This window comes from Sinorhizobium sp. RAC02, assembly GCF_001713395.1.
Lineage (GTDB): Bacteria > Pseudomonadota > Alphaproteobacteria > Rhizobiales > Rhizobiaceae > Shinella.
Map to the genome: position 1 here is coordinate 772,550 of NZ_CP016452.1, position 25,274 is coordinate 797,823.

Genomic DNA, 25,274 nt, shown 5'->3' on the forward strand with positions numbered 1-25,274 from the left:
CGTGACCGCTTCCGACGTGAAAATCCAGGTCGACAAGGTCTACAAGATTTTTGGCGACCGCCCGGACGATGCGATAGCCGAGCTGCGCGCCGGGGCGCAGAAGACCGAAGTGCTGCAGAAGACCGGCTGTGTCGTCGGACTCAAAGACATCGATTTTTCGATCCGCAACGGCGAAACCTTCGTCATCATGGGCCTGTCGGGTTCGGGAAAATCGACCCTGATCCGCCACTTCAACCGGCTGATCGAGCCTACCGCCGGCCGCATCCTGATCGATGGCCGCAACATCACGGAGATGAACGCCGGAGAGCTTCTGGCTTTCCGGCGCAACGGCATTTCCATGGTGTTCCAGCGCTTCGGCCTTCTGCCACACCAGACGGTGCTGGAGAACACGATCTGCGGGCCGATCCTGCAAGGCGTGAACCGCCGCGAGGCCGTAGCGCTCGGTATGGAGCAATTGGAACTTGTCGGGCTGAAGGGCTTCGAAAACCGTTTTCCGCGGCAGCTTTCGGGCGGCATGCAGCAGCGCGTCGGCCTTGCCAGGGCGTTGGCGACCAAAGCGGACGTGCTCTTGATGGATGAGGCCTTCAGTGCGCTCGACCCGTTGATCAAGAGCGACATGCAGGAGCAGTTGAAGGACATCCAGGCGCGGCTGAAGAAGACGATCATCTTCATCACCCACGATCTCGACGAGGCGCTGCATCTCGGCGATCGCATCGCCATCCTGAAGGACGGCGAGTTGCGCCAGGTCGGCACTGGCGAGGAAATCCTGTTCCGCCCGGCCGACGATTATGTCGAGCGCTTCGTGCGCAAGGTCGACCTGTCGCGGGCGATGTATGCGCATGAAGCCTTCACGAAGGTTCCGGTCCTGACAAGTGCTGAGGCGACCCCCGAACGGTCGGCTGCGCTGCTGCGGGAGCATCCGGGCGTCGTCGTCACTAACGGTGTCGCGCCGCGCCTTCTCGCGCGGGGAGCATCGGGCGAGGCGATCGCGGTGGCGTCGGTCGATGCCGCTGTCGCCATCGGCCAGTGCTTTCCGCTACTCGCCACGCATGACGCGATTGTCGTTACGGAGGGCGGGGCGGCGACGGGTATGCTGACGCGTGAAATGGCCTTCAGGGCGCTGGCGCGCTCGGCACGCCCGATCTGAAGCGGCCGCGTTACATCCGAGAGAAAAGAACCGATGAAAAGCCACGTCCTAACAGTATCGTGCCAATCGACCCGCGGCATCGTCGCCGCGATCACCGGCTACCTCGCCGAGAAGGGGTGTTACATCTCGGATTCGTCGCAGTTCGACGACCTCGAAACCGGCCTGTTCTTCATGCGCCTCACCTTCCTGTCCCAGGAAGGCGTATCGGAGGAGGACATCAAGGCTGAATTCGCCCCGGTCGCCAAGCCCTTCGGCATGAACTATCGCTTCAACGACAGCGACGAGCGCATGAAGGTTCTGCTGATGGTGTCGCGCTTCGGCCATTGCCTGAACGACCTGCTCTACCGCTGGAAGATCGGCGCGCTGCCGATCGACATCGTCGGCGTGGTGTCGAACCACTTCGATTACCAGAAGGTCATCGTCAACCACGACATCCCCTTCTACCACATCAAGGTAACGAAGGAGAACAAGCCGCAGGCAGAAGCCCGCCTGATGGAGGTGGTGGAACAGTCCGGTGCGGAACTGATCGTGCTCGCCCGCTACATGCAGGTGCTGTCGGATGCGGTGTGCAAGAAGATGTCGGGCCGGATCATCAACATCCACCACTCGTTCCTGCCGTCGTTCAAGGGTGCGAACCCGTACAAGCAGGCCTTCGAGCGCGGGGTGAAGCTGATCGGCGCGACGGCGCACTATGTGACGGAGGACCTCGACGAGGGTCCGATCATCGAGCAGGACGTGGCGCGCATCACGCATGCGCAGTCTGCGGAGGACTACGTGTCGATCGGTCGCGACGTGGAGAGCCAGGTGCTTGCCCGCGCCGTGCATGCCCACATCCACCACCGTACCTTCATGAACGGCAACAAGACCATCGTCTTCCCGCCCAGCCCCGGCTCGTACGCGTCAGAGCGTATGGGTTGAACCATGGGGATCGCGGCGCGTATTGACGGGAAGAAAGTCGCGGCGTCGGTGATCGAGGCTGTGAAGGCTGCGAGCTCGGCGCTCGAAAATGAGGCAGGGGCGAGGACCGGGCTTGCGGTCGTCATCGTCGGCGATGATCCGGCAAGCCACACCTATGTCGGCGCCAAGGGTCGTCTGGCCAAGGAATGCGGCTTCAACTCCACCCAGCACGCTGCCGGAGGAGACCACGCAAGGGGACCTCGCAAGCCTGGTGGCGTCGCTGAACGCGGATCCCGCCGTGCACGGTATCCTCGTGCAACTGCCCCTGCCCATGAAAAGTTGAGGACAAGACCATCCGACCGAACGAGAGGTGGCAGACTGACCTCACTTACCTGATGGACATTGGTTGCGGAAAAATCCGCCCTTTTCAGCGCCGTTTCTGGCATTCAGCTCGGAACTCTCCCGGCGGCACGCCGAACTGCGCCTTGAAGACGCGGGAGAACTGCGTCTGGTCGCCAAAACCCCAGCGGTAAGCGATCTCGGCGGCGGTCTGGACGTTGTCCGGGTCTTCCAGCGCCTCGCGGCAGGCGGCCAGCCGCTGGTCACGGATCCAGCTCCTTACCGTCTCGTTGGTGTCGCGAAACAACTCGTGAAGGTAGCGGGTGGAGATGCCGCAGGCGCGCGCGATGCGATCGGGGTCGAGGCGGAAATCCTGGAGATTGGCGCGGATATAGGCCTCGATGCGAGCGAGGTGAGCGGTGCGCACGGTCGAGTTGCCGGAGGCGAGCACCCTGTCGTCGGCCTTGATCGCCAGCACGAGCAGGTCCACCAGCTGGCGGCCGACCGTCACCCGCGCTTCCTGCGTCATCCCGTCGAAACGGGCAGGCAGGAGATGCAGCATGTCGGTGAACAGGCCGCCGGCACCGTTGTTTGCCTCGAATTGCAAGGTGCAGAAGCGGTCGGGCGCGCGCATACGCCCGCCAAGTGCATCGGCCTCGACCTTCAGCACCCACATGTCGGCGGCTTCCGCATGGCTGAACTGGTAGGGCTCGCTGCTGCGCTCCAGGAAGAACCCGCCGGGCCTGCATTTGACTTCGCGGCCGCCCTGGGAAAAAAACACTTCCGCCTTGGCTGGCACGGTGACGAGGAATTCCTCCTCGCGCGCGGCGCGGAAGTGATGCGGTAGCCGCAGATATTGCAGCGCATCGCAGGTGAGCCGCGAGATAGAAACGTCGCCGAATTCCCAAGTCGTCAGGTCACCGGAAAACTCGTCGGCATCGCGAAAGCGAAGGTCGAGCGGAAAATAGGCCGAGGCGATGGCCTCGTGCCAGTGGCGGCTGCGGTCCGGTGCGCGCGTCGCGCTTGTGGTGATGCTCGTCTTCATGCGGCTTCCCCTCTTGCAATAAAGGTATGCACATGGCCGCTGCCCGGCAATGAAAATGGCAGACTGTGCGTTCTGACGCAATTTATTGTTCCCGCGCTGCAAAGACCGCTGCGGAAAACTCTGCCTAGATTGCGCCAGCTTCAACGGTGCGACAGATGCCGGCGGCTCCGGGAACAGACATTTCGACCTATCCACGCGGTTTCCAGACCGTCGGTTCTCGCCCTCAACCAGCGTGAACACGATGCTTCATACCCAGACTTCGAAAGTAGACCCGATCACGCTCTCGGTCGTGCGCGGCATGCTCGAGACGACCCAGCGCGAAATGACGCTCGCGCTGGAAAAGACCGCGCGCTCGTCGGTCTTCAACCTGGCGCACGACTATTCGACGGCGCTGTTCAATGCGCGGCCGGAAATGATCCTGCAGGGCCAGGACATCCCGATCCATCTCGGCTCGCTTATTCCCGCGATGAAGGCGGTTGCAGGCTTCTTCGGCGACGATATCCACGAGGGTGACCTGATCCTCCACAACGACCCGGCCTTCGGCGGCAGCCATGCCATCGATACCTGCATGTACAAGCCGGTTTTCTACAAGGGCGAGCTTGTCTACTGGACCGTCTGCAAGGGCCATCTCACCGATATCGGCGGACCGGTGCCGGCCGGCTACAATCCCAATGCGACCGAGATCTACGCCGAGTGCCTGCGTATTCCGCCGGTCAAGATCTGGGACCGCGGCAAGCCGCGCAACGACGTGCTCAACATGATCTTCACCAACATGCGGGCACGACGCGACCAGGAGGGCGATTTCCGCGCCCTTATCGGTGCCTGCCAGGTCGGCGAGCGCAACCTCATCGCCATGCTCGACAAATATGGCAAGGAGCAGGTGGACACCTGCGTCGACACGCTGCTCGACATGGCCGACCGTCACATGCGCACGCTGATCGCCACCGTGCCGGATGGAACGTATGAAGGTGCAGCCATCCTGGAGGATGCCGGCCACGGTTTTGGCGATTTCGAGATCAAGGCGACGGTCACGATCACGGGAGACAGCTGCCATATCGCCATCGATAGCCCACCGCAGATCCCCTATTTCATCAACTCCTACGAGGGCAATTCCCATTCCGGCGTCTATCTCGGCCTGATGATGTTTGCCGCCCTGCCGCCGCCCTACAACGAAGGGCTCTATCGCTGCGTCAGCGTCGATTTCGGACCGAAGGGCACGCTGTGCAATGCGCAGGAGCCGGCGCCGCACATGAACTGCACGACGACGCCGATGGAGACGCTGACGGATGCCGTGCGCCTCGCCTTCGAAAAGGCCGTACCCTCCAAGGTCTCCGCCTCCTGGGGCCATGCCAACGGCCTCAACATCGCCGGCCGCGACGCCCGCACCAACGAAGAGTTCGTGACCATGGTGCTCGCCACGATCATTTCCGGCGGCGGTGCGACGCCCAAGCAGGACGGCTGGCATGCGGTCGGCCCGGAATGCTGCTTCGGGGCGCTCACCTCCGGCGATGTGGAACTCCTCGAATATTCCTATCCGATCATCATCCACCGCTATTCGCTGATGACCGATTCCGGTGGTGCCGGCAAATTCCGCGGCGGCTCGGGCACGGCCTGGGAAGTGGAGCCGCTCAACGGCGACATGCTGTGCATTGGTTTTGGCGAGGGGCGCCGTATCCCGGCCATGGGCGCTGCTGGCGCCAAATCGGCAGTGGTCGATACCAAGGTCGGCCGCGTCGAGCTGCGCCGCGACGGCGCCGTGCAGGTGGAACGCAAGAACATCATCGAGACCATCAAGCCCGGCCAGACGATCACCAACCTCAATCCGGGCGGCGGCGGCTACGGCAATCCCTTCGAGCGCCCCGTGGAGAAGGTGGTCTCCGACGTGCTGAACGGCCTCGTCTCGATTGCCGGTGCGCGCGCCGACTACGGCGTGGCGATCGCGGACCGGGAGACCCTCGAGGTCGACCGGGCGGAAACCGAACGGCTCAGAGCCACTGCGTAAGGAAGACGAAACATGACTCTACATTCCTATCGTCTCGGCATCGACGCCGGCGGCACCTTCACCGACTTCGTGATCGCTGACCGCGCCAGCGGAGAGGTCAAGCTGTTCAAGGCGCTCTCCACGCCGTCCGATCCCACACGGGCGATCGAGAACGGTCTCGGCCTGATCGCCGCCGATCTGGCCCGGCCGATCGAGGAAATCATCGCCAACTGCGACCTCTGCATCAACGGCACCACCGTCGGCCTCAACGCGCTCATCACGCATCGCGGCGGCAAGACGGGGCTGATCTGCACCGCGGGCCACGAGGATTCCATCGAGATCCGTAACGGGCATAAGGAAGACGGCTTCCGATACGATCCGGAATATCCGGCAGCGACCATGCTCGTGCCGCGGTATCTCCGGCGCGGCGTGCGCGAGCGCATCCTCTCCGATGGCTCGGTGCGCACGCCGCTGCAGGAGGAAGACGTGCGCGACGCCTGCCGGCTCTTCCTGGAGGAGGACATCGAGACCGTCGCCATTTCCTTCGTCTGGTCGGTGCTTGATCCGCGGCATGAGGTGCGGGCGGCCGAGATCGTGCGCGAGATGATGCCGGATGCGATCCTGACCGTCGGCAGCGAGCTCTATCCTCAGGTCCGCGAATATACGCGCACCTCGACCGCCGTGACCAATGCCTATCTGGCGCCGGTCATGCGCCGCTATGTTTCCGCCGTGGACACCTATTTCCGCAAGCTCGGCGCCAAGCAGCCGGTGCGGTACTTCCAGTCGAACGGCGGGCTGGCGGTCGGCCAGGTCATGACCGACCGCTCCGTCTACGCGATCAATTCCGGCCCGGCATCGGCACCGCAGGCCGGGCTCTATGCCGGTGCGCCCTTCGACCAGAAGAACGTCATCACCGTCGACATGGGCGGCACGTCCTTCGACATCACGCTGACGCGCAACGGACAGACCAACCTCAACAAGAACATCGACTTCCTGCGTTATCGCATTGGCGTACCGATGATCCAGGTCGAGACGCTGGGGGCGGGGGGCGGCTCGATCGGCTGGATCGATCCACTCGGCCTGCTCCAGGTCGGCCCGCAATCGGCGGGCTCCGAACCCGGCCCCGCCTGCTACGGCCAGGGCGGCGTGGAGCCGACGACGTCGGATGCGAACCTCGTGCTCGGCTACCTCAATCCCGATGGCCTGCTTGGCGGAAAGCTGCCGCTCGATATCGAAAATGCGCGCACGGCCGTGGCAAGGGTCGCGGAGCCGCTCGGCATTTCCGTCGAGCAGGCGGCCTATGGCATGTTCGCGATCGTCAACAACAGCATGGTCAACGGCATCCGCCGCGTCTCGGTCGAGCGGGGCTATGATCCGCGGGATTTCGTGCTGGTGGGGGCAGGCGGCGCCACGGCTGCGCATATCACCGCGCTGGCGCGGGAGATGGGTATCGACACCATCATCCTGCCGAAACTCGCCTCGGGGCTCTGCGCCTTCGGCCAGATCATCTCCGACGTGAAATACAACTACATGGCGCCGGCGCCGGTGCGGCTCGATAATGCGGCCGTCTACGAACGTCTCGACTGCCTCTTTCGGGATATCGAGGCGAAGGGCGTCGCGCATCTGGAGGCCGATGGCTTTGCACCTGCGGCGATCGATATCAAGCGCTCGATCGACATGCGTTATGTCGGTCAGGTGCATGAATGCACGGTGGATATCGGCACCTTCGCCATCGACGAAAGCACGATCGACCAAGTGAAGGATGCTTTCCACGCCCGACACGAGGAACTTTACACCTATGCCGAACGCCATAGTGCCGTCGAAGTGGTCAATCTCGAATCAACCATCTACGGCCGCATTGAGAAAGTCCGCCCGCCAAAATTCGCCGAGGGCGGCGGCGCGGAACAGGCGCTGAAGGGGTTTCGCGAGGCGATCTTCGACCCGTCCGGCAAGGCCACATCCACGCCGATCTACGACGGCGGAAAGCTCGGGGCGGGTGTCCGCATCCATGGCCCTGCCATCATCGAGGAGGTGACGACGACCATCGTTATCGAGCCCGGCTGGACGAGCGCGCTGCATGAAAGCGGCAGCTATCTGCTGACCAGAGAAAACTGAGATTCATCCCGGTCGATCGGAAGCCGTCGACCGGACCTGATCAGCTAAGGGGGTGCAATGGCAGGGTCGCCACTCTTCGCAAAACGTGAACCCGGAAGAGAGGGCGCCGGTGGCGGCGCCCCGCTTGGTGGCCGATCAGTCGGGCATTGGTGTCAGATAGGCGGCCGTGACGCTGGGGCCAGGTATGATCGCGACGATCTTCATCTGAGCGATGGTGCGATTGAGCGAGGCCTCGATGTGGGTCTCCAGCATCGAGGCGGCCGCTTCCGTCGCGCCGCGCAGCAGAAGCTCCACGATCAGCCGCAGCTCCGTGATGATCGCCGGATCTCCCGGCAGGCCGAGACGACGCAGCAAACGATCGGTCGCGGTGACCGGAAGCAGGTTGTTGCGAACAAGGTCCTTCAACCGTTCGTTCGGTGCGGCCAGCACGCAGTGCTCGATGAACTCTGCCTGCATGATTTCGATACCCCGCAAGGATCCGGAGGAGCCATCCGCCTCTGCCACGAGCAGTCGCTGAAGCAGGACCTCCAGCCGGGTCTGGCTTACCGTCCGTGCGCCAAGCCGAATCGCGGGCGGCTCCAGGATTTTTCGCAGCACGAAGTGGTCTTTCACCATTTGCGCCGTGAGCGGGCCGGCAATCCAATGCGAACTTTGGTTCTTTCGGACCAGCCCGCGCTCGCGCAACCGGGTCAGGACATCCCGCACCACTGTGCGGCTGACATTGAAATGGTTGGCAAGTTCCATCTCGACGATGCGGTAGCGGCCGAAGACCACGCAACCGGCGACATCCGCCTCCACCTCGTTGTAGATCCGTTCCCAGGAGGACCGGCTCTGCAGCGCTTCGTCGGCATGGCGCGGCACGATCAGGCCCAGCGCCTTGATGTCGGTCCTGTTCGGTTCGATACCGGCGCCCGGTGGGCCGACGAGAAAACCGCGGCCCGCAAAGCGATGCACCAGTCCTTCTGCCTCGATCGTTTGCAGGGCTCTTTGCACGGGTGCACGCGAAATCTGCAGGATATCGGCGATGGGACCTTCAAGAAGCACGAGCCCCGGTGGCAGGACGCCAGCCTCAATATTGCTGCGCAGCACGTCTTCGGCGATCTCGTAGAGCTTCTGCGTGCCGGTGGCTGTCTGTTCGTCCTTCATGGTTCCATCGTCTCTGGCAGAGGTGGGAAGGCCGCACTCTGACGCATTCTCCACGGGAATGAAAGCGACGTAGGAATGAGTATTGAATACAAAGTTTGAAATATTTTAGGCCATTCGTTGGCGCCCTACATTAGCCTCACGGCTTTGGTGGTTGCGGGTCGCCGCTCGGTAGAGTGCTGCTTTCGGCGAGAAGTGGCAGTTGCAGGCGAAATATGCGAGAGTACCGCCAAGTTTCGTAAAAAAAGAAAATGGGAAATCTTCCACTGTTGCGTAAATCGGCGCCGCATCATGGCGAAACGCCCGGTCGCAAAAATTCAATAAAAAGCCTATTGAATACAAAAGACATTCATGCCATGCTTTTTACACCAAGGCGCCAGGAAGAGTTGCCGCAGGTGGAACGAAACGAAATGCCAAGGAACATCGCTGCAGCCTTCGCCTGATCTCAGGGTGAGAGGGTAGCCTGCTGCGCCGGGATGCCATTGCATCCGGCGGGTGCGGAGCTATGCGCGGAGACGTTCCCGGCTTCAAACTGGCAGGAACAGACGTGTCATCCGTCCTCCAACTGAAAAATGTCCGGAAGTCGTTTGCAGGCGTGCCCGCGCTGGCAGGCATCGACGCCGCGCTTCCCAGGGATGCGTATATCTCACTGCTCGGGCCGAGCGGTTCGGGTAAGACGACTCTGCTGCGTGTCATAGCAGGCTTCGAACAGCCGGATGGCGGGGAGATTGTCTTCGCTGGGCGGCGCATCGACGGCGTGCCGCCCCATGAGCGCGGCATCGGCTTCGTCTTCCAGAATTTTGCGCTTTTCCCGCATCTGAGCGTTGCGCAGAACATCGCATTCGGGCTTGAGAACAGGGCGATCGACGCCATAGTTGACCAGAGGGTTGTTGCGGCCAAAGTGCGCGACATGATTGCGCTGGTCGGCCTTTCCGGTCTGGAGGACCGCGCGGTCACGCAGATTTCCGGCGGTCAGAAGCAGCGAGTGGCCCTCGCGCGCACTCTGGTGACGGAGCCGAGCATGGTGCTTCTCGATGAGCCGCTCGGCGCACTGGATGCCAACTTACGCACGCGTATGCGCAGCGAACTTCGGACGATCCGCGAACGCTGTGGCGTGACCTTTCTGCACGTGACGGGCAGCGAAACCGAGGCGCTTGCCATGGGCGATACGGTGCTCGTGCTCGATAGCGGGCGTATCGCCCAGTCCGCCGATGCCGGTACACTCTACAGCCAGCCCGCGTCTGCGGACGTGGCACGCTTCCTCAACTGCTACAACATTTTTCCCGGCGATGTTGCGGAGGAGGGGTTTGAAAGCCCCGTCGGCATGTTCGTACTCGGCGGCGCATGCCAGCCCTCCGGCAAGCCGGCCTATGCCATCCGCTATGACCGCGTTGCGATCCTTCCCGTAGACGCGGTGGCGGCTGGCGACGAAGTTCGCATCGAGGGCAGCTTCGTCGCCAGCGAATATTCCGGGGCCGCAATCAACTCCTTCTTCACGCTCGACGATGGCCGTGTCTTCGAGGTCGAGACGCATCTGAGCCACGCGGCGCCGGAAGCCTATGAGGAGCGCGGTCGCTACGCCCTCGTCTGGAAGCGGGAGGACGCCCTTGTCTTCGTCTGAACCCCGGCGTCCCGCACCCGTCCTTGCCCCATCGGAGAACGAGAGATGACGATGGCCGCCACCAGCCGTGATACGCCTGTCGAAACCACGCAAACGCCCACGCGCAAACAACCGGATCGCACATTCTGGCTGCTCGCTCCCGGCGTTCTTTGGATGCTGCTCTTCCTCGTCGCGCCGATCCTGATGATGGTCTACGTCTCGTTCTGGACGCAAACGACCTTCAAGATCGAGCCGACGCTGACGCTGAAGAGCTGGGTCACCTTTTTCTCCAGCGACACCTATCTCGGCGCGCTCTGGACGACGATCCGCATCTGGCTGATCGTGCTGGTCTCCACCGTTCTCGTCGGCTATCCGGCGGCGCTCTTTGTCGGGCTTTTCGTGAAGAACAAGACGCTCTCGACGGCGCTGCTGGTTCTCTGCGTCATTCCTTTCTGGACCTCCTTCCTCCTACGCGTGCTGGCCTGGCGGCCCATGCTAGGCAAGGAGGGAGCGATCAACATGATCCTCGCGTCTCTGGGCATCATCGACCAGCCGATCGAGGTGCTGCTGTTTTCCGAATTGTCGGTGATCATCGGTATGACGCAGATCTACTGCGTCTTCATGGTCGGCCCGATCGCCTTCATGCTGGGGCGCATCGATCCGTCGGTGATCGAGGCGGCGCAGGATCTCGGTGCCAGCTCCTGGCGAATCTTCCGCACCATCATCCTGCCGCTCTCCATGCCGGGTGTGGTGGTTGGCGCGATCTTCGTCTCCGTCATGGTGCTCGGCGAGTTCGCCACCTCCGCAGCGCTCTCTGGCCGCAAGGTCAATCTGCTCGGCAACATCATCGTCACCCAGGTCGGTTCGCTGAAATGGGCGTTCGCCGCTGTCGCCGGCGTCGTGCTCACCATCCTGATGGGCGCTGTCGTCGCTGCTCTGTTGCGGGTCGTCGATCTCAGGAAGGAGCTCTGATCATGAATGCTATCGGCACCAAGTTCGGCCTCGGCCTCTACACGACGCTCTTCATCGTCTTCCTCTATGGTCCGCTCGTCGTGCTTTCCATCCTCTCCTTCCAGACGGGACCGGAGGGCGGGCCGCAATTCCCGATCATCGAATGGTCGACCTACTGGTATAAACATCTTTTTGGCTTAACTCCGCCGTCACGCATTGCTCCGCTGCCGATCGAACAGGCGCTGGTGCGCTCGCTGGCGCTCGCCGTCATGACCATGATCGTCTCGACCGTGCTCGGCGTTACCGCCGCCCAGGCCTTCCGCAAAAAATTCCGCGGCTCGGGCATCGTCTTCTACCTCATCGTGCTTGGCATGATGGTGCCTGGCGTGCTGGTCGGCCTCGGCATGGCACTCGTTGCCAATACACTCGGCATCGACCGGCATTGGTGGGGCACAGCCTTCGTGCTGCACGTTGTCTACACTTTTCCCTTCGCCTTCCTGGTGATGCTCGCGATCTTTAACCGCTTCGATCCAAGCGTCGAGGAAGCCGCCTGGTCGCTCGGCGTCACTCCGGCGCGCACCTTCCGCAAGATCACCTTTCCGCTGATCTTTCCCGGTGTGCTCTCGGCCATGCTGTTTGCCTTCACGCTCTCCTATGACGAATTTTCGCGCACGCTGTTTGCCTCGGGCCGTGATCTGACACTGCCGCTAGCGATCTACGGTACCTTTTCCGTGGAGGTGCATCCCAACGTCTTTGCCTTCGGCGTGCTTACGACGATCTTCTCCTTCGCGCTGCTCGGCACCTACGCGTTTCTGATGGCGCTCTCGGTTCGCCGCGCCAAGCGCCTCGCGATACAGGAGGAGGCGTGATGGCGGCTCGCTCTGCAATCGTCACCGGCGCCGGTTCCGGCATCGGGTGCGCCATCGCCATCAAATTCGCTGCCATCGGCTATGCCGTGACGGTCAACGACCTTTCTCTCGAGCGTGCCGAAGCCGTAGCCCTTGGAATCCGGACAACGGGTGGAACCGCTGTGGCTGTCGCGGGCGACGTTTCCCGCGAAGCCGATGTCGCTGCCATCTACGCCGCCGCCGTCGCGGTACACGGGGAGGCCTCGCTGCTCGTCAACAATGCCGGAATCGCCCATCAGGCTTTGTTCGAGAACCTGACGGTGGAGGATTTCGACCGGATGTTCGCCGTCCATGTGCGCGGTACCTTCCTGATGACCAAGGCCGTGCTGCCGGCCATGCTTTCCGCAGGCGAAGGCGTGATCATCAACATCGCCTCACAGCTCGGCCAGATCGGTGGCGTCGAACTCGTGCATTATTCCGCCGCCAAGGCGGCGATCATCGGCATGACCAAGGCGCTTGCCCGCGAGGTTTCGGCCCGCGGCGTGCGCGTCAATGCCGTCGCACCCGGCCCGATCAACACGCCATTGGTCATGGAGCTTTCCGAGGACTGGCGCGCTGCCAAGCGCGCGGGCCTTCCACTTGGCCGATTCGGCGAGCCGGAAGAGGTGGCCGAGACGGTCGCATTCCTCGCGTCGCCCGGCGCCAGCCTCTTCGTTGGCCAGACGCTTGGACCCAATTCCGGCGATGTGATGCTTTGAACATGGAGCAACCCGTGACCGCAGAGAAAAAACGGATCGTTATCGTTACAGGTGCCGGCATCGGCATCGGTCGGGCAATGGTGAAGGCGTTCGGAGCGCTGGGCGACCACGTCGTCGTCACCGACGTCCTCGAAAGAGAGGGCCGCGAAACGGCCGAGGCTATCATCGCGGCAGGCGGCTCAGCGGAGTTCCGCTTCTACGATGTGCGGTCGACGGAGGAGACCGACCGGCTCGTCGCCCATGTCGAGGAACGCCATGGGCGGATCGACGTGGTCGTCGCCAATGCCGGCATCGCGCACCGCGTGCCGCTGGCAACCCTCACCGACGAGAAGTGGGACCTTACCTTCGACATAGACCTCAAGGGCATCTTCCGCCTCGTGCGTGCGGTCGCTCCTGGCATGCGTGCCCGCCGTTCAGGCGCTGTCATCGCACTCTCATCGATTATGGGCGTCGCCTATGGATGGGATGAGCATGTTCACTATTCCGCCGCCAAATCCGGCGTGGTGGGTCTTGTGCGCGGCCTTGCAGTGGAGATGGCGCGCGACGGCGTCAGGGTGAACGGCATCGCGCCGGGCTACATCCGCACCGCACAGCTTCTCTCCGAAGAAAACTCCCTCGGGCCGGCGGGTGCGGAGAAGGCTGCCGAATTCATTCCGATGGGACGGCTCGGGACGCCGGAGGACATTGCCGATGTCGCCACGTTCCTCGCCTCCGACAGCGCGAGATACGTGACCGGCCAGGTGCTGGTCGTGGATGGCGGCCTGCTCGTGGGCCGGTACTGAAACGTCCCGCCGTAATGGGGCGAAAACAAGGGGTCGCGGAGCGGCTCCGGGGAACGATAAACAAACTGGAGAAGAGATATGATCAAGTCGGAAATCAATCGCCGCTCGCTCCTGAAGCGCTCGGCCGGCGTGATGGCGCTGGCGATCGGCGGTGGCGCGCCATTCCTGTCGTCGCGGATGGCCTTCGCACAGGCGGCGGACCTCGCCGGACAACAGTTGCGCACCATTGGCCTCTCGGTCACGGTGCAGGAACGCATCCTCGACGAATTCAAGAAAGTGTCCGGAGTCGGCACCACCTCGGGCACTGCCGCGACCTTTCCGGACGCGCAGACCAAGATCCTCTCCGGCTCGAAGGATTATGACTGCTGGGAGATCATCGCCGAGCGCCTGCCCTCCATCGTCATGACCGACAACGTCGAGACGATCCCAGCCGCTTCTCTCAAGAACTGGGCAAACATCCGCGACACGTTCACCACCGCAAGCGAGAAATGGGACCGGGCTTCGCAGATCGTCGGCCAGATTTGGGCGGACGAGGCTCAGACCGTGCTGAACATGGTGCCCGCCGTCTACAACTACGATTCCATCGGCTATAATCCGGATGTGCTCTCCGACGAGGAGGCCAACACCTGGACGGCGATCTTCGATGCGAAGTGGAAGGGCAAGTCCGGTCTCAATACCGATCCGCTGATCGCCTTCGGCCAGGCCATCATGGCGATGAACACGCTCGGCCTTTCCGACGTAAAGAATCCCGGCAACCCCACCGTTGCCGAAATCGACGAGGCCGCCGCCTTCCTCGTCTCCAAGAAGAAGGAAGGTCAGTTCCGTGCGCTCTGGGGCGATTTCGGCGAACTGGTCAACCTCATGGCTTCCGGCGAAATGGTCGTCTGCGACGCCTGGCAGCCCGCCGTCATGGCCGTCAAGGCGCAGGGAAAACCCTGCAAATATGCCGTGCCAAAGGAAGGTTATCGCGGCTGGGCAATCGGCCCCTCCATGATCGCCGGCACGGCGAACCGGGACGCCGTCATCGCCTATGCTGACTACTGGCTCTCGGGCGAGCCGGGCATCACCGTTTCCGAGCAGGGTTACTATTCGCCCTCCACCAAAATCAAGGATGTGATGGCGCCGGAGAAATATGCCTTCTGGTACGAGGGCAAGCCCTGGGTCGGTGCCGAGGAGCGTGGCATTAAGGAAGGCGACCTGCGCGACGGTGGCTCGCTCGAAGAGCGCGCCAAGAACGTCGCCTACTGGCACCAGTGGCCGGAAGAATACGATCACCTCATCCAGAAGTGGGACGAGTTTCTCAACGCATGATCCTAAGACTGCGGACCGGGGCTCGATGCCCCGGTCCCGACCGATCCTCCGGGAGACGCCCCCATGATATTCGATCTGGAACTCAACACTGTCGGCAAGGTTTATGACAACGGCACGCCGGCGGTCATCGACTTCAACCTGTCGGTCGCCAAGGGTGAGTTCATCGCCTTCCTTGGCCCGTCAGGCTGCGGCAAGACGACGACGCTTCGCATGATAGCCGGCTTCGAGAGCATTTCCTCGGGCGACATGCTGATCCGCGGCGAACGCATGAACGATGTGCCGCCGCAACGCCGCCCGACCTCAACGATCTTCCAGAACTACGCGCTCTTCCCGCACATGTCCGTGCGTCGCAACATCGGCTACGGGTTGGAAGTGAAGGGAATAGCCAGGGCTGAACGCGACGCGAAGGTGGATCGCATCCTCGCAACACTAGGCCTGGAGGATATCGCGGAACGCAAGCCGGACAGGCTTTCAGGCGGCCAGCGCCAGCGCATCGCGCTTGCGCGCGGCCTCGTCGTGGAACCGGACATCCTGCTACTCGATGAGCCGCTCGGCGCTCTCGACGCCAATCTGCGCAAGGCGATCCAGAACGAGCTGAAGCTGTTGCAGAAGCGCCTCGGCGTTACCTTCATCTTCGTCACGCATGCCCAGTCGGAGGCGCTGGCGCTTTCCGACCGCATCGTGGTGATGAACCAGGGCCGCGTGGAGCAGGTAAGCCCGCCGCACCAGCTCTATACGCGGCCCAACACGCCCTTCGTGGCGCAGTTTATAGGCCGCAACACCGTGCTCTCGGGCGAGGTTGCCGGCAACGATGGCGCCGACATCGTGGTGGCGACGGGGATCGGCACGCTTGCCGGTCGCGCCAACGGCACGCTTGCCGGCAACAGCCGCGTCAACCTCGTCATTCCGGCCGAAGCCATCGAGGTGCACGCGGTGGCACGGCGCGAAGCGCTCGCCGCAGCCGGCACACGCAACCTCGTCGATGCCTGCATCGAGCGTTCCGAGGTAGTGGGGCATATCGCCCACCTGACGGCGCGCCTCGGCGACGGGCGCTCCGTTTCTCTGGAAGCCCATGTCGACAAGTACCGTCCGGGCGATTTTCCGGCCGGAAGCAACGTGTTCCTGAGCTGGAACCCCGCCGAGGCGACGGTCATTCCCGCTCACTGACAATCCTAGAAGACCCAAGGAAACCAAAGGAGAGACACCCAATGGCGAAAGAGATATTGTGTAGTTTCGGCGTCGATGTCGATGCCGTGGCCGGATGGATCGGCTCTTATGGCGGCGAGGACTCGCCCGACGACATTTCGCGCGGCATCTTTGCCGGAGAGGTCGGCAGCCTGCGGCTCTTGAAGCTGTTCGAACGCTTCGGGATCAAGACGACGTGGTTCATCCCGGGCCATTCGATCGAGACCTTCCCCGAGCAGATGCAGGCCGTGGCCGATGCCGGGCACGAGATCGGCATCCATGGTTATACCCACGAAAACCCGATCGCAATGACGCGCGAGCAGGAGACGGAAGTGCTCGACAAGAGCATCGAACTCGTCACCAAACTGTCCGGCAAGCGGCCGACCGGCTATGTCGCGCCGTGGTGGGAGTTTTCCAACGTCACCAACGAACTGCTGCTGGAACGCGGCATCAAGTACGATCACTCGCTGATGCACAACGACTTCACACCTTACTATGTGCGTGTCGGCGACAGCTGGACCAAGATCGACTATTCGCGCAAGCCCTCCGACTGGATGATCCCGTTGAAGAGGGGCAAGGAAACCGACCTGATCGAAATCCCGGCCTCATGGTATCTCGACGACCTGCCGCCGATGATGTTCATGAAGAAGGCGCCGAACAGCCACGGCTTCGTCAACCCGCGCGATATCGAGCAGATGTGGCGTGACCAGTTCGACTGGGTCTATCGCGAGATGGACTATGCCGTCTTCCCGCTCACCATCCATCCGGATGTGGCCGGTCGCCCGCAGGTGCTGATGATGCTCGAACGCCTCTATGCGCATATGATCAAGCATCCTGGCGTGAAATTCGTGACGATGAACGAGATGGCAGACGACTTCGCCAAGCGCGCGCCGCGCAAGGCGTAAGGGCAGGAGGGAGCGGGTTTTGCCCGCTCCCTCGAACGATTGGAAAGGGAGTGCCATGTGTTCGCTTTGCGGTGTGCTCGGTGGAAACGAGCACTGGACGGATGCCGTTGCACGGCCCGGCGTCTTCACACGTAATGTCGAGCGGCTCGACCGGCGCCGTGAGCGGGCGCGGCGGGTGACGGTCGCCAACCGCACACTCGCGGCCTTCGGCATGAGCCTGTCCGATTGGCAGGGCTCGTCCTTCGTTCTTTCCACGCAGACCGGCAAGAGCGAGGTGATCGAGGATCTCGGTCATCTGTGGCCGGCGGCCGAACGGCTTTCGGGTCGTCTGTGTGACCCACTCGATCCGCTCCTCATTGCGCGTATGGAGGGCAGGGATGGTTGATGCACCGGTCTTCACGCCCGTCCACCTGCTGACCGGCTTTCTCGGCTCCGGCAAGACGACACTGCTGAAACGGCTGCTTGCCGATCCGGCACTTGCCGACACCGCCGTGCTGATCAACGAGTTCGGCGAGGTCGGCCTCGACCACCACCTCGTCGAACGCATCGATGACACGGTGGTGTTGCTGCAATCCGGCTGCGTCTGCTGCACCGTGCGCGGCGAGCTTGCCGATTCCCTACGCGAACTGCACTCGAAGCGTGAACGCGGTCTCGTGCCGCCGTTCACGCGCGTGGTGATCGAGAGCACCGGACTTGCCGATCCCTTTCCGGTTCTCTCGACCCTCAAGTCCGATCCGGTACTGCGCCACCATTTCCGGGCGGGCAGCGTGGTGGCGACGGTCGATGCCGTCAACGGCCTTGCCCAGCTCGCCACCTATGTCGAATCCAATCGCCAGGCGGCCATCGCCGACCGGATCGTCATCACCAAGGCGGATCTTTGCGAGGGCGCGACCGTCTCCGCGGCGCTTGTCGAGCGACTGGCACAGCTCAACCCGGATGCGATCCGCCATATCGCGACAACGGACGGCCCCGACGCCGAAACGTTGCTCGGTGCCGGAGAGGCACAGCGCGCGGCACAACTGCAATCGGCGAGCGGCTTCTACTGCGATGCCGCTGCGACGCTGCTGACGGCAGACGGCACGACGCATCAGACGGCAATCTCTTCTTTCGTGATCGCCGTCGACGAGTCGATCGACTGGACCGGTTTCGGGGTGTGGCTCACCATGCTCCTCAACCGCCACGGCGAACGGGTGCTGCGGGTGAAGGGCATTCTCGACATTGCAGGCGAGGAGCGACCCGTGGCCATTCACGGCGTGCAGCATCTCGTCCATCCACCGGTGCATCTGGACGCCTGGCCCACGACGGAACGCGTGTCGCGGATCGTCTTTATTGTTGACGGTCTCGACGCGAACCTGTTGAAACGGTCATTCAGCGCCTTCTCGCTTGCCGGGAAGGCAGCTGGCAATCCGCAGCCAGAGGCGGCAGCGCAGGCCCGTAACGCCCAGAGCACTTGATGAACAAACATTCCCCGAAACCGGAACCTGCAGCACCGGCCATCCACACGGCTGGCCGGCCGAAATTGCGCGTGCTCGGCACCGCAATCTCCCTGCTGGAAGAGTTGCGGGTAAAGGCTGAGACCGATCTCGGTATTGATGTCAGTTTCGACAACAATGATTTCATCGTCACCCAGCACAAGGCCGCGCAGGAGCCGGACAGCTACGACATCTACGACCAGTGTTTCCACAACCTGGACATCGTCTGGTACTGGCGCGCGATTCAGCCGATCGAGATTTCCCGCATCGCGCTGTGGGACGAGATCAACGACCTGACGAAGATCGGCCAGATCAGTCCGAGCGCCCGCATGGGACAGGGCGACGTGCCGGCCCGCAAGCTCTACGTCCAGCCGAGCCTTGCCCTTGGCGATACGCCGACCGGACGGATTTCGATGCTGCCGACGACGCATAATTTCGACAGTTTCGCCTATCGCAGCGATGCCGTCGAGCACCTGCCATCGATGAACAGCTGGGCAGCCCTTTTCGACGAGCGCTGGAGCGGCCGCGCTGCCCTCGTCGACGAGCCGGCGATCGGCATCTTCGATGCGGCGCTCGCTGCGCAGGCGTCTGGCCTTATGACCTTCGGCAATATCGGCAACATGACCGTCGCCGAAATCGACCAGCTGGTGGACATTCTGGAGGCTAGGCGCAAGGTGGGCTTCTTCCGCGGCTTCTGGCGCACGGCGGAAGACGCCGCCGCGCTGATGATCGACGGCGAGACCGACATCCAGAGCATGTGGTCGACGGGCATCGGCATCCTTAACGGCCGCGGCTTCCCCGTCGAACAGGCGGCGCCTGCTGAAGGCTATCGCGCCTGGCACGGCGGTCTCTGCCTCTCCAGGCATCTCAGCGGCCGCATGCTCGACGTCGCCTACGAGTACCTCAACTGGTGGATTTCCGGCTGGCCCGGCGCGGTGGTCGCGCGGCAGGGTTATTACATCTCGACGCCTGAACGCTCGCGCCGCTACATGACGGCCGCTGAATGGGATTACTGGTATGAGGGTCTTCCGGCGCGCGAAGACCTTGCCGGCCCCGACGGTGCCATCCGCGTCAAGCGTGGTTCCGTGCGCAGCGGTGGCTCCTATTGGCAGCGCGCCAACGGTATCGCGGTGTGGAACACCACCATGGATGAACACAACTACCTCGTTCGCCGCTGGATGCAGCTTGTCGGGCGTGCAGAGAAGGACATTTGACGATGTCGAGACGACCCCGGTCGGTCGCCCAGCTTTCCGTTCTCCTCCAGTCCGGCACGCTGGATCCCGTGGAGCTTGCGGAAGAGACGCTGAAGGCGATCGAAGGCAATACGGACACCGCGATCTTTACCTATCTGTTGAAGGACCGGGCGAAAGCCGAGGCGGAAGCCTCCCGCCGGCGCATTCGCAAAGGCCGTTCGCTCGGCGTGCTCGATGGCGTGCCGATTGCCTGGAAAGACCTTTTCGATATCGAGGGCCTGCCGACGACGGCCGGCTCCCGCGTGTTTGCCAGCAATGAGCCGGCGCACACGGACGCTGCCGTGGTGCGGGCGCTTGCGGGTGCGGGCATGGTCAACGTCGGGCGCGTGAACATGAGCGAATTCGCCTTTTCCGGCCTCGGCATCAACCCGCATTACGGCACGCCGCGCAATCCGGCCTCGCCCGCCGGCGAGCATCGTATTCCCGGCGGCTCGTCGTCCGGTTCCGGGGTTGCTGTGGCCACGGGCCTTGTGCCTGTTTCCATCGGCACGGATACCGGTGGCTCCGTGCGCATCCCCGCAACCTTCAACGGTACCGTCGGCTACAAGGCGACCCGGGGCCGATATGCCATGGACGGCGTGTTCCCGCTCTCGAAGAGCCTCGATTCTCTGGGGTCGCTGTGCCACACCGTGCAGGATGCGATCTGGATTGACGCCGCCATGCGCGGCCTGCCGGCAGCCGACGCACTCCCGCGCCCCAGCCCAACCGATCTTTCGTTCGTCATTCCGGAGACCGTGTTCTTCGATGACGCCGAACCGGAGGTCGTTGCGGCGTTCGAGGCCGCGGTCGAGCGGCTGGAAAGGGCTGGCGCCGATATCAGGCGCATGGCTTTCCCGGAATTCACCGCGATCTTCGATCTCATGGCAAAACATGGCGCACTCGTCACGGCCGAAGCCTTCGTCCTGCACCGCGAGCGCCTCAAGGGACCGGCCGCTGCCGGCATGGACCCTCGCGTCGTCAAGCGGGCGGCCCTGGGCGCAAAGATCTCGCTGGCCGACTATATAGAGACGCTGAACGCGCGAGAAAGACTGATCGCGTCCTTCGAGACGCGGCTTGGCCGGGATAGCGTCCTGATCAGCCCAACGCTGCCCCATGTCGCCCCGCCGCTCCAGCCGCTCGTGGATGACGAGGACCTGTTCTTTCGGGTGAACGCGAAGACACTCCGCAATCCCCTTATCGGCAATTTCCTGGATTGGTGCGGCGTGTCGCTCCCCTGCTGCGTCGGCGCCGGCGGCATGCCCGCCGGGCTTCTGGTCTCGGCGCCGAGGGGAAGCGATACGCGCCTCCTGGCTATCGCCTCGGCAGTGGAAAGCCTGTTGGGCTAGTCCGTCCCTGGCATCTGCGCACTACGAGACCTGCAAGCGGTGTTCCTGCGTCATGCGGTCGATGATCATCTCCGCAATCGGGATCGCTGATGTCGCGGCAGGTGAGGGGGCGTTGCAGACGTGCAGCATGCGGTCCGTCTGCGCGAAGAGGAAATCGTGGATGAGTGCGCCATCTTTGCCCACGGCCTGCGCGCGAATGCCCGCCTCGTGCGGCAACAGGTCGGCGAGCTCGAGGCTCGGGCAGTATTTCCGGCACTCCTCCAGATAGCCTCGCTTCCAGAGAGAGTTTTTGAGCTCCGTCACGGCTGATCCGCGGTGGGCGAACACGGTTTTCCAGAAGCCGGGAAACAGCGCGTAGTCTGCCATATCGGCGAAATTGACGGAAAGGCGTGGGTAGCCCTCGCGGGCAAAACCGATCACGGCATTCGGCCCGACGGTCACGCTGCCGTCGATCATCCGTGTCAGATGCACGCCGAGGAAGGGTAGGGTGGGATCCGGAATAGGGTAGATCAGGTGGCGGACGATGTCGTTCTTCGCTGCCGGAAGGCGATAGTACTCGCCACGGAAGGGAACGATGCGATGCTCGATCGCAAGTCCGGCAATCACAGCCAGCCGGTCCGACTGAAGGCCGCCGCAGATCACCAGCCTTTTCGCCTGCCAGCTTTCGCCAGCCGCTGCGATATCGACGGAATCGATGGCTTCGCGAATGCCGGTGATGCGCGTCGAGAGGCGGACTTCGCCACCGAGCGCCTTGATGCGTCGCCCCATGGCCTGGCAGATTTCGGCATAACTAACGATGCCGGTCGATGGCACGAAAAGCGCGCCGAGACCGCGGATGTTCGGTTCCCGTTCCTTCAATTCGCCTTCGCTGACGCGTTGAACCTCGATCGTGTTCTCTCGAGAACGTTCGTAGAGGGCCTCCATGCGCGACACTTCGAGCGCTGAGGTCGCGACGAGCAGCTTGCCGCATACCTCGAAACGGATACCGTTTTCCGCGCAGAAGGTCTTGGTGGCATCCGCGCCCTTGCGGCATAACTCGGCCTTCAGGCTACCCGGTGGATAGTAGATGCCGGCGTGGATGACGCCGCTGTTGTGACCGGTCTGGTGCTTGCCGAGTGCATCCTCTTTTTCGATAAGGATCAGGCTGCTACCGGGATATGTCTCAAGCAGCCGCATGGCGGTCGCCAGGCCGACGATGCCTCCGCCGATGACGCAATAGTCGAAAATCATCTGTCCTGCCCTTGTCTGCCGGATTATGCGTGCGCGGACTGGCGGCCGCTGTAACCGAAATAAGCCTCTTCCAGCGCATGCCCATCGGCAAGTTCGCTTGCCGATCCCTCCAGAGCGACGTGGCCGTTGCGAAGCACGTAGATACGGGACGCGAGGTCGAGAATACGGGCGGTGGACTGTTCGACGACGAGCAGGGTCAGTCCGCCGGCATTGAGCTGGCGGATGCTTTCGTAAACCTGGTCGATCACCAGCGGCGCAAGGCCGAGCGACGGTTCGTCGATCATCATCAGCGACGGGCGTTGCAGGATGGCGCGGGCGATGGCGAGCTGCTGCTGTTCGCCGCCGGAAAGGTGGCCGGCAACGCCGCGATAGCGACTTCTCAGGATCGGAAAAATCTCCAGCACTCGTTCCAGATCGGCAGCCGCTTCGGCCTTGTCCTTGCGGATCATGCCGCCGAGCAGCAAATTTTCCTGAACCGTCAGCGTGCGAAAAATACTGCGACCTTCCGGCACCAGGGCCAAACCTTTCCGGCAGAGCTTTTCCGGCGCCTGACCGGCGATCGGCTCGCCATTGAAGGCGAGTGTGCCTGCGGTGGGCGCCATCAGCCCGGAAATCGTCTTCAGGAGCGTGGATTTGCCGGCGCCGTTCGGCCCGACGACGAAGACGATCTCGCCTTTCCTTACCTCGAGGTCGATCGATTTCAAGGCAGCAAGCCGGCCATAGCCGGCAGTGAGGCCGCGTACTTCAAGCATGTCGTTCCCCTTTAGCGCGGCTGATACCACCGATCGAAATCGGAAAGGCTCGCCGTTTTTTGCCGTTGACAAAAAAAATCTAACCCGCATTCTGTCTTCTGTCCACAGAGGACTATGTGCAAATAATTATGGCGGTGCATCGTTCATCGCCAAGGGGAACGACGATGAGATCTGTTGCTGTGGCCGCCTCGGCCGCAATTGCCCTTCTGTTGCCTGTGACCAGCGTGCGTGCCGAAGAGCCGATCAAGATCGGCTTTGCCATCGCGGAATCCGGCTGGCTCTCGAACTACGACAGCGCGCCCTTCAAGGCGGCCGTCATGAAGATCGAGGAAATCAACAAGGCTGGCGGCCTGCTGGGGCGCCAGATCGAATATTCCGTCATGGACACCAAGACGGAGCAGGCGCGTGCCGCATCCGTCGGCGCGCAGCTCGTTGATGGTGGCGTCGACATGCTGGTCGTATCCTGCGACTACGATTTCGGTGCGCCAGCGGCTCTAGCCGCCAAGCAGGCGGGGAAAATAGCCTTCAGCCTTTGCGCGGCGGATCCGAAGATGGGCGTTCAGGGCGTTGGTCCGCTGACCTTCACCGCCAACAGCGCGGCACAATCGGAAGGCATCGCGATTGCCGAATATGCTCAGAAGAAGATGAACCTGAAGTCGGTCTACGTGCTCGAAGACCTGACGATCGAATACAACAAGTCGGCCTGCGCCGGGTTCCGTGCGGCTTGGGCCGCGGGTGGTGGCGAGGAAACGATCCTCGGCAACGACACGTTCAAGAACGACGACCCGTCGATCGCCTCGCAGATCACCCGCCTCAAGGGGCTCGCAACGCAACCGGAAGCGGTTTTCGTCTGCTCGTTCACGCCGGGCGGGGCTTCCGCCGTGCGCCAGTTGCGCGCCGCTGGCATCGACCTTCCGATCCTCGCCAACACGGCGATGGTCGACAATTACTGGCTGAACGCCGTGCCGGGCCTGAAAGACTTCTACCTGCCCGCCTTCATGTCGCTTTACGGCGATGATCCGCGCCCGGAAATGAACAAATTCCTCGAAAGCCACAAGGCGCGTTACGGCGAGCCGCCGGTCTCTTCCTACTCGGTTCTCGGCTATAGCCTCATCGAGCAGTGGGCCTATGCCGTCGATCAAGCGAAGACGACGGAATCCGAAGCGGTGGTTGGCGTCATGAACACCTTCAAGGACCAGCCGTTCACCGCCGGCCCGACGTCGTTTACCGATCAGCTGCATATCCAGGTCGACCGTCCCTGGCTTATCATGAAGGTCGAGAACGACTCCTTCCGTGCTGTCGAGGTCTACCGGAACTCGTTCAAGCCGGACATGAAGCTCCTGTTCCGCGTCGGGCAGTAACCGGCAGCGATCCGCCGGCCGCATGGCGGTGCGGCTGGCGGAACCAATCTCCTGAAAAATTTACCGTCGAGCTTACGAATAGGTCTCGTCCGATATGTCACGTCCATTGAAAAGATCGGCTCCGAAGGAGCGGCTTGAAGCCCGCGGTGTTGCCGTCGCCTTTGGCGGTATCCGGGCGCTCAGCGGTGTCGACCTCGAACTCCGGCGCGGCGAAGTTCTCGGCCTTATCGGTCCGAACGGCGCCGGCAAGACGACCATGGTCAATGTGCTGAGCGGCTTCCAGCGACCGACCAGCGGCAGCATCCAGCTTGACGGCGTCGATGTTTCGAAACTGACGGCCCGCAAGATCGCCCAGGCCGGTGTCGGTCGCAGTTTCCAGGCGGCGCGCCTCTTCCGGGCGATGACGATGGAGCAGAACCTCTCCGTCGCGGCCATCGGCAGCGGGCTTTCGCTGAGGGCCGCCCGGGAGCGGGCGCTTGATATCCTTGACTGGATGGGCCTAGCCAAAAAGGCCGATCACCGCTGCGACAGCCTTTCCTATGGCGATGAGCGGCGCGTCAGCATTGCCCGGGCGCTTGCCTTGCAGCCGTCCTTCGCGCTGCTCGATGAGCCCGCCTCCGGCATGAACGATGCTGAATGTGAGGCACTGATGGAAATCATCGCCGAGCTGCCGGCCCGCTTCGGCTGCGGCGTACTGCTGATCGAACACAATATGAAGGTGATCATGGGGGTGTGCCAACGCATCCATGTGCTCGATGGCGGGCAGAGCCTCGCCGAGGGCTCACCACAGGATATCCAGATGAATCCCGCCGTCCGCCGCGCCTATCTGGGCGAAAAGGCGGGCGACAGCACCCTCGCGATCTAGGACCGACGC

General features: G+C 62.7%; 23 protein-coding genes and 1 pseudogene. 20 read left to right on the forward strand and 4 right to left on the reverse strand.

Annotated features, from left to right (window positions below; translation table 11 throughout):
* Position 1: 1 nt before the first annotated feature.
* The 3 genes and pseudogenes from BSY16_RS24755 to BSY16_RS31730 all read left to right on the forward strand — a co-directional run.
* The gene (locus BSY16_RS24755) at positions 2 to 1,147 is read left to right on the forward strand and encodes a quaternary amine ABC transporter ATP-binding protein (RefSeq protein WP_069062464.1); all 1,146 of its coding nucleotides are present in this window, start codon (positions 2 to 4) and stop codon (positions 1,145 to 1,147) included.
* Positions 1,148 to 1,180: 33 nt separating this feature from the next.
* A complete protein-coding gene (purU, locus tag BSY16_RS24760) occupies positions 1,181 to 2,065 on the forward strand; it encodes a formyltetrahydrofolate deformylase (RefSeq protein WP_069062465.1) in 885 nt (294 codons plus the stop codon).
* A gap of 9 nt (positions 2,066 to 2,074) precedes the next feature.
* A pseudogene (locus tag BSY16_RS31730) lies at positions 2,075 to 2,375 on the forward strand (tetrahydrofolate dehydrogenase/cyclohydrolase catalytic domain-containing protein); the annotation flags it as partial.
* A gap of 96 nt (positions 2,376 to 2,471) precedes the next feature.
* On the opposite strand, the gene BSY16_RS24765 reads toward BSY16_RS31730, so the two are convergent.
* Complete coding sequence (locus tag BSY16_RS24765; protein ID WP_069062466.1) at positions 2,472 to 3,428, reverse strand: AraC family transcriptional regulator; 957 nt, start codon at positions 3,426 to 3,428, stop codon at positions 2,472 to 2,474.
* Between the two features lie 241 nt (positions 3,429 to 3,669).
* Between BSY16_RS24765 and capB the strand changes: the two genes are divergently transcribed.
* Positions 3,670 to 5,430 (forward strand): caprolactamase subunit beta, encoded by a 1,761-nt coding sequence (gene capB / locus BSY16_RS24770; RefSeq protein ID WP_069062467.1) that lies wholly within the window; start codon positions 3,670 to 3,672, stop codon positions 5,428 to 5,430.
* A gap of 12 nt (positions 5,431 to 5,442) precedes the next feature.
* Positions 5,443 to 7,524, forward strand: a complete 2,082-nt coding sequence (capA, locus tag BSY16_RS24775) for a caprolactamase subunit alpha (protein WP_069062468.1) — start codon at positions 5,443 to 5,445, stop codon at positions 7,522 to 7,524.
* Positions 7,525 to 7,659: 135 nt separating this feature from the next.
* Here the strand turns inward: capA and BSY16_RS24780 are convergent, their stop codons facing one another.
* Complete coding sequence (locus BSY16_RS24780) at positions 7,660 to 8,670, reverse strand: GntR family transcriptional regulator (RefSeq protein ID WP_069062469.1); 1,011 nt, start codon at positions 8,668 to 8,670, stop codon at positions 7,660 to 7,662.
* 248 nt (positions 8,671 to 8,918) lie between these two features.
* Here BSY16_RS24780 and BSY16_RS32170 point away from each other — a divergent pair, with 248 nt between their 5' ends.
* From BSY16_RS32170 to BSY16_RS24840, 13 genes are all read left to right on the forward strand, one after another.
* Positions 8,919 to 9,110, forward strand: coding sequence for a hypothetical protein (locus BSY16_RS32170; protein ID WP_150130141.1), 192 nt, complete (start codon positions 8,919 to 8,921; stop codon positions 9,108 to 9,110).
* A 104-nt stretch (positions 9,111 to 9,214) separates the two neighbouring features.
* Positions 9,215 to 10,288, forward strand: coding sequence for an ABC transporter ATP-binding protein (locus BSY16_RS24785; RefSeq protein ID WP_069062470.1), 1,074 nt, complete (start codon positions 9,215 to 9,217; stop codon positions 10,286 to 10,288).
* A 45-nt stretch (positions 10,289 to 10,333) separates the two neighbouring features.
* Complete coding sequence (locus tag BSY16_RS24790; protein ID WP_069062471.1) at positions 10,334 to 11,239, forward strand: ABC transporter permease; 906 nt, start codon at positions 10,334 to 10,336, stop codon at positions 11,237 to 11,239.
* Between the two features lie 2 nt (positions 11,240 to 11,241).
* Complete coding sequence (locus tag BSY16_RS24795) at positions 11,242 to 12,087, forward strand: ABC transporter permease (protein WP_069062472.1); 846 nt, start codon at positions 11,242 to 11,244, stop codon at positions 12,085 to 12,087.
* Positions 12,087 to 12,824 (forward strand): SDR family NAD(P)-dependent oxidoreductase, encoded by a 738-nt coding sequence (locus tag BSY16_RS24800; RefSeq protein WP_069062473.1) that lies wholly within the window; start codon positions 12,087 to 12,089, stop codon positions 12,822 to 12,824. Before BSY16_RS24795 ends, BSY16_RS24800 begins: the two co-directional genes overlap by 1 nt.
* 2 nt (positions 12,825 to 12,826) lie before the next feature.
* Positions 12,827 to 13,606, forward strand: a complete 780-nt coding sequence (locus BSY16_RS24805; RefSeq protein WP_171902483.1) for an SDR family NAD(P)-dependent oxidoreductase — start codon at positions 12,827 to 12,829, stop codon at positions 13,604 to 13,606.
* A 78-nt stretch (positions 13,607 to 13,684) separates the two neighbouring features.
* Complete coding sequence (locus tag BSY16_RS24810) at positions 13,685 to 14,917, forward strand: ABC transporter substrate-binding protein (RefSeq protein ID WP_069062474.1); 1,233 nt, start codon at positions 13,685 to 13,687, stop codon at positions 14,915 to 14,917.
* Between the two features lie 63 nt (positions 14,918 to 14,980).
* A complete protein-coding gene (locus BSY16_RS24815; protein ID WP_069062475.1) occupies positions 14,981 to 16,084 on the forward strand; it encodes an ABC transporter ATP-binding protein in 1,104 nt (367 codons plus the stop codon).
* A gap of 41 nt (positions 16,085 to 16,125) precedes the next feature.
* A complete protein-coding gene (locus BSY16_RS24820; protein WP_069062476.1) occupies positions 16,126 to 17,007 on the forward strand; it encodes a polysaccharide deacetylase family protein in 882 nt (293 codons plus the stop codon).
* Between the two features lie 55 nt (positions 17,008 to 17,062).
* Positions 17,063 to 17,392 (forward strand): hypothetical protein, encoded by a 330-nt coding sequence (locus tag BSY16_RS24825; RefSeq protein WP_069062477.1) that lies wholly within the window; start codon positions 17,063 to 17,065, stop codon positions 17,390 to 17,392.
* Positions 17,385 to 18,461, forward strand: coding sequence for a CobW family GTP-binding protein (locus BSY16_RS24830; RefSeq protein WP_069062478.1), 1,077 nt, complete (start codon positions 17,385 to 17,387; stop codon positions 18,459 to 18,461). The genes BSY16_RS24825 and BSY16_RS24830 overlap by 8 nt, the downstream gene beginning before the upstream one ends.
* Positions 18,461 to 19,693: an ABC transporter substrate-binding protein gene (locus BSY16_RS24835; RefSeq protein ID WP_069062479.1), complete on the forward strand. Its 1,233-nt coding sequence runs from the start codon at positions 18,461 to 18,463 to the stop codon at positions 19,691 to 19,693. The genes BSY16_RS24830 and BSY16_RS24835 overlap by 1 nt, the downstream gene beginning before the upstream one ends.
* 2 nt (positions 19,694 to 19,695) lie before the next feature.
* Positions 19,696 to 21,057 carry an amidase gene (locus BSY16_RS24840; RefSeq protein WP_069062480.1) on the forward strand — a complete coding sequence of 454 codons (1,362 nt, stop codon included), beginning with the start codon at positions 19,696 to 19,698 and terminating at the stop codon, positions 21,055 to 21,057.
* A 21-nt stretch (positions 21,058 to 21,078) separates the two neighbouring features.
* Here the strand turns inward: BSY16_RS24840 and lhgD are convergent, their stop codons facing one another.
* Entirely contained in the window at positions 21,079 to 22,287 is a 1,209-nt protein-coding gene (lhgD, locus tag BSY16_RS24845; RefSeq protein WP_069062481.1) for an L-2-hydroxyglutarate dehydrogenase, read from the reverse strand.
* Between the two features lie 23 nt (positions 22,288 to 22,310).
* Positions 22,311 to 23,039, reverse strand: coding sequence for an ABC transporter ATP-binding protein (locus BSY16_RS24850; RefSeq protein ID WP_069062482.1), 729 nt, complete (start codon positions 23,037 to 23,039; stop codon positions 22,311 to 22,313).
* A 164-nt stretch (positions 23,040 to 23,203) separates the two neighbouring features.
* Here BSY16_RS24850 and BSY16_RS24855 point away from each other — a divergent pair, with 164 nt between their 5' ends.
* Positions 23,204 to 24,400 carry an ABC transporter substrate-binding protein gene (locus BSY16_RS24855; protein ID WP_069062483.1) on the forward strand — a complete coding sequence of 399 codons (1,197 nt, stop codon included), beginning with the start codon at positions 23,204 to 23,206 and terminating at the stop codon, positions 24,398 to 24,400.
* Between the two features lie 106 nt (positions 24,401 to 24,506).
* Positions 24,507 to 25,265 carry an ABC transporter ATP-binding protein gene (locus BSY16_RS24860; RefSeq protein WP_286157338.1) on the forward strand — a complete coding sequence of 253 codons (759 nt, stop codon included), beginning with the start codon at positions 24,507 to 24,509 and terminating at the stop codon, positions 25,263 to 25,265.
* The last annotated feature ends 9 nt before the right edge of the window (positions 25,266 to 25,274 follow it).

Coding starts and splice junctions, on each gene's coding strand:
- capB (WP_069062467.1), top strand. CDS start 3,670: ATGCTTCATACCCAGACTTCGAAAGTAGACCCGATCACGCTCTCGGTC.
- BSY16_RS24820 (WP_069062476.1), top strand. CDS start 16,126: ATGGCGAAAGAGATATTGTGTAGTTTCGGCGTCGATGTCGATGCCGTG.
- BSY16_RS24790 (WP_069062471.1), top strand. CDS start 10,334: ATGACGATGGCCGCCACCAGCCGTGATACGCCTGTCGAAACCACGCAA.
- BSY16_RS24800 (WP_069062473.1), top strand. CDS start 12,087: ATGGCGGCTCGCTCTGCAATCGTCACCGGCGCCGGTTCCGGCATCGGG.
- BSY16_RS24795 (WP_069062472.1), top strand. CDS start 11,242: ATGAATGCTATCGGCACCAAGTTCGGCCTCGGCCTCTACACGACGCTC.
- BSY16_RS24805 (WP_171902483.1), top strand. CDS start 12,827: ATGGAGCAACCCGTGACCGCAGAGAAAAAACGGATCGTTATCGTTACA.
- BSY16_RS32170 (WP_150130141.1), top strand. CDS start 8,919: ATGGGAAATCTTCCACTGTTGCGTAAATCGGCGCCGCATCATGGCGAA.
- BSY16_RS24815 (WP_069062475.1), top strand. CDS start 14,981: ATGATATTCGATCTGGAACTCAACACTGTCGGCAAGGTTTATGACAAC.
- BSY16_RS24825 (WP_069062477.1), top strand. CDS start 17,063: ATGTGTTCGCTTTGCGGTGTGCTCGGTGGAAACGAGCACTGGACGGAT.
- capA (WP_069062468.1), top strand. CDS start 5,443: ATGACTCTACATTCCTATCGTCTCGGCATCGACGCCGGCGGCACCTTC.
- BSY16_RS24830 (WP_069062478.1), top strand. CDS start 17,385: ATGGTTGATGCACCGGTCTTCACGCCCGTCCACCTGCTGACCGGCTTT.
- BSY16_RS24850 (WP_069062482.1), bottom strand. CDS start 23,039: ATGCTTGAAGTACGCGGCCTCACTGCCGGCTATGGCCGGCTTGCTGCC.
- BSY16_RS24765 (WP_069062466.1), bottom strand. CDS start 3,428: ATGAAGACGAGCATCACCACAAGCGCGACGCGCGCACCGGACCGCAGC.
- BSY16_RS24780 (WP_069062469.1), bottom strand. CDS start 8,670: ATGAAGGACGAACAGACAGCCACCGGCACGCAGAAGCTCTACGAGATC.
- purU (WP_069062465.1), top strand. CDS start 1,181: ATGAAAAGCCACGTCCTAACAGTATCGTGCCAATCGACCCGCGGCATC.
- BSY16_RS24855 (WP_069062483.1), top strand. CDS start 23,204: ATGAGATCTGTTGCTGTGGCCGCCTCGGCCGCAATTGCCCTTCTGTTG.
- BSY16_RS24810 (WP_069062474.1), top strand. CDS start 13,685: ATGATCAAGTCGGAAATCAATCGCCGCTCGCTCCTGAAGCGCTCGGCC.
- BSY16_RS24840 (WP_069062480.1), top strand. CDS start 19,696: ATGTCGAGACGACCCCGGTCGGTCGCCCAGCTTTCCGTTCTCCTCCAG.
- BSY16_RS24835 (WP_069062479.1), top strand. CDS start 18,461: ATGAACAAACATTCCCCGAAACCGGAACCTGCAGCACCGGCCATCCAC.
- lhgD (WP_069062481.1), bottom strand. CDS start 22,287: ATGATTTTCGACTATTGCGTCATCGGCGGAGGCATCGTCGGCCTGGCG.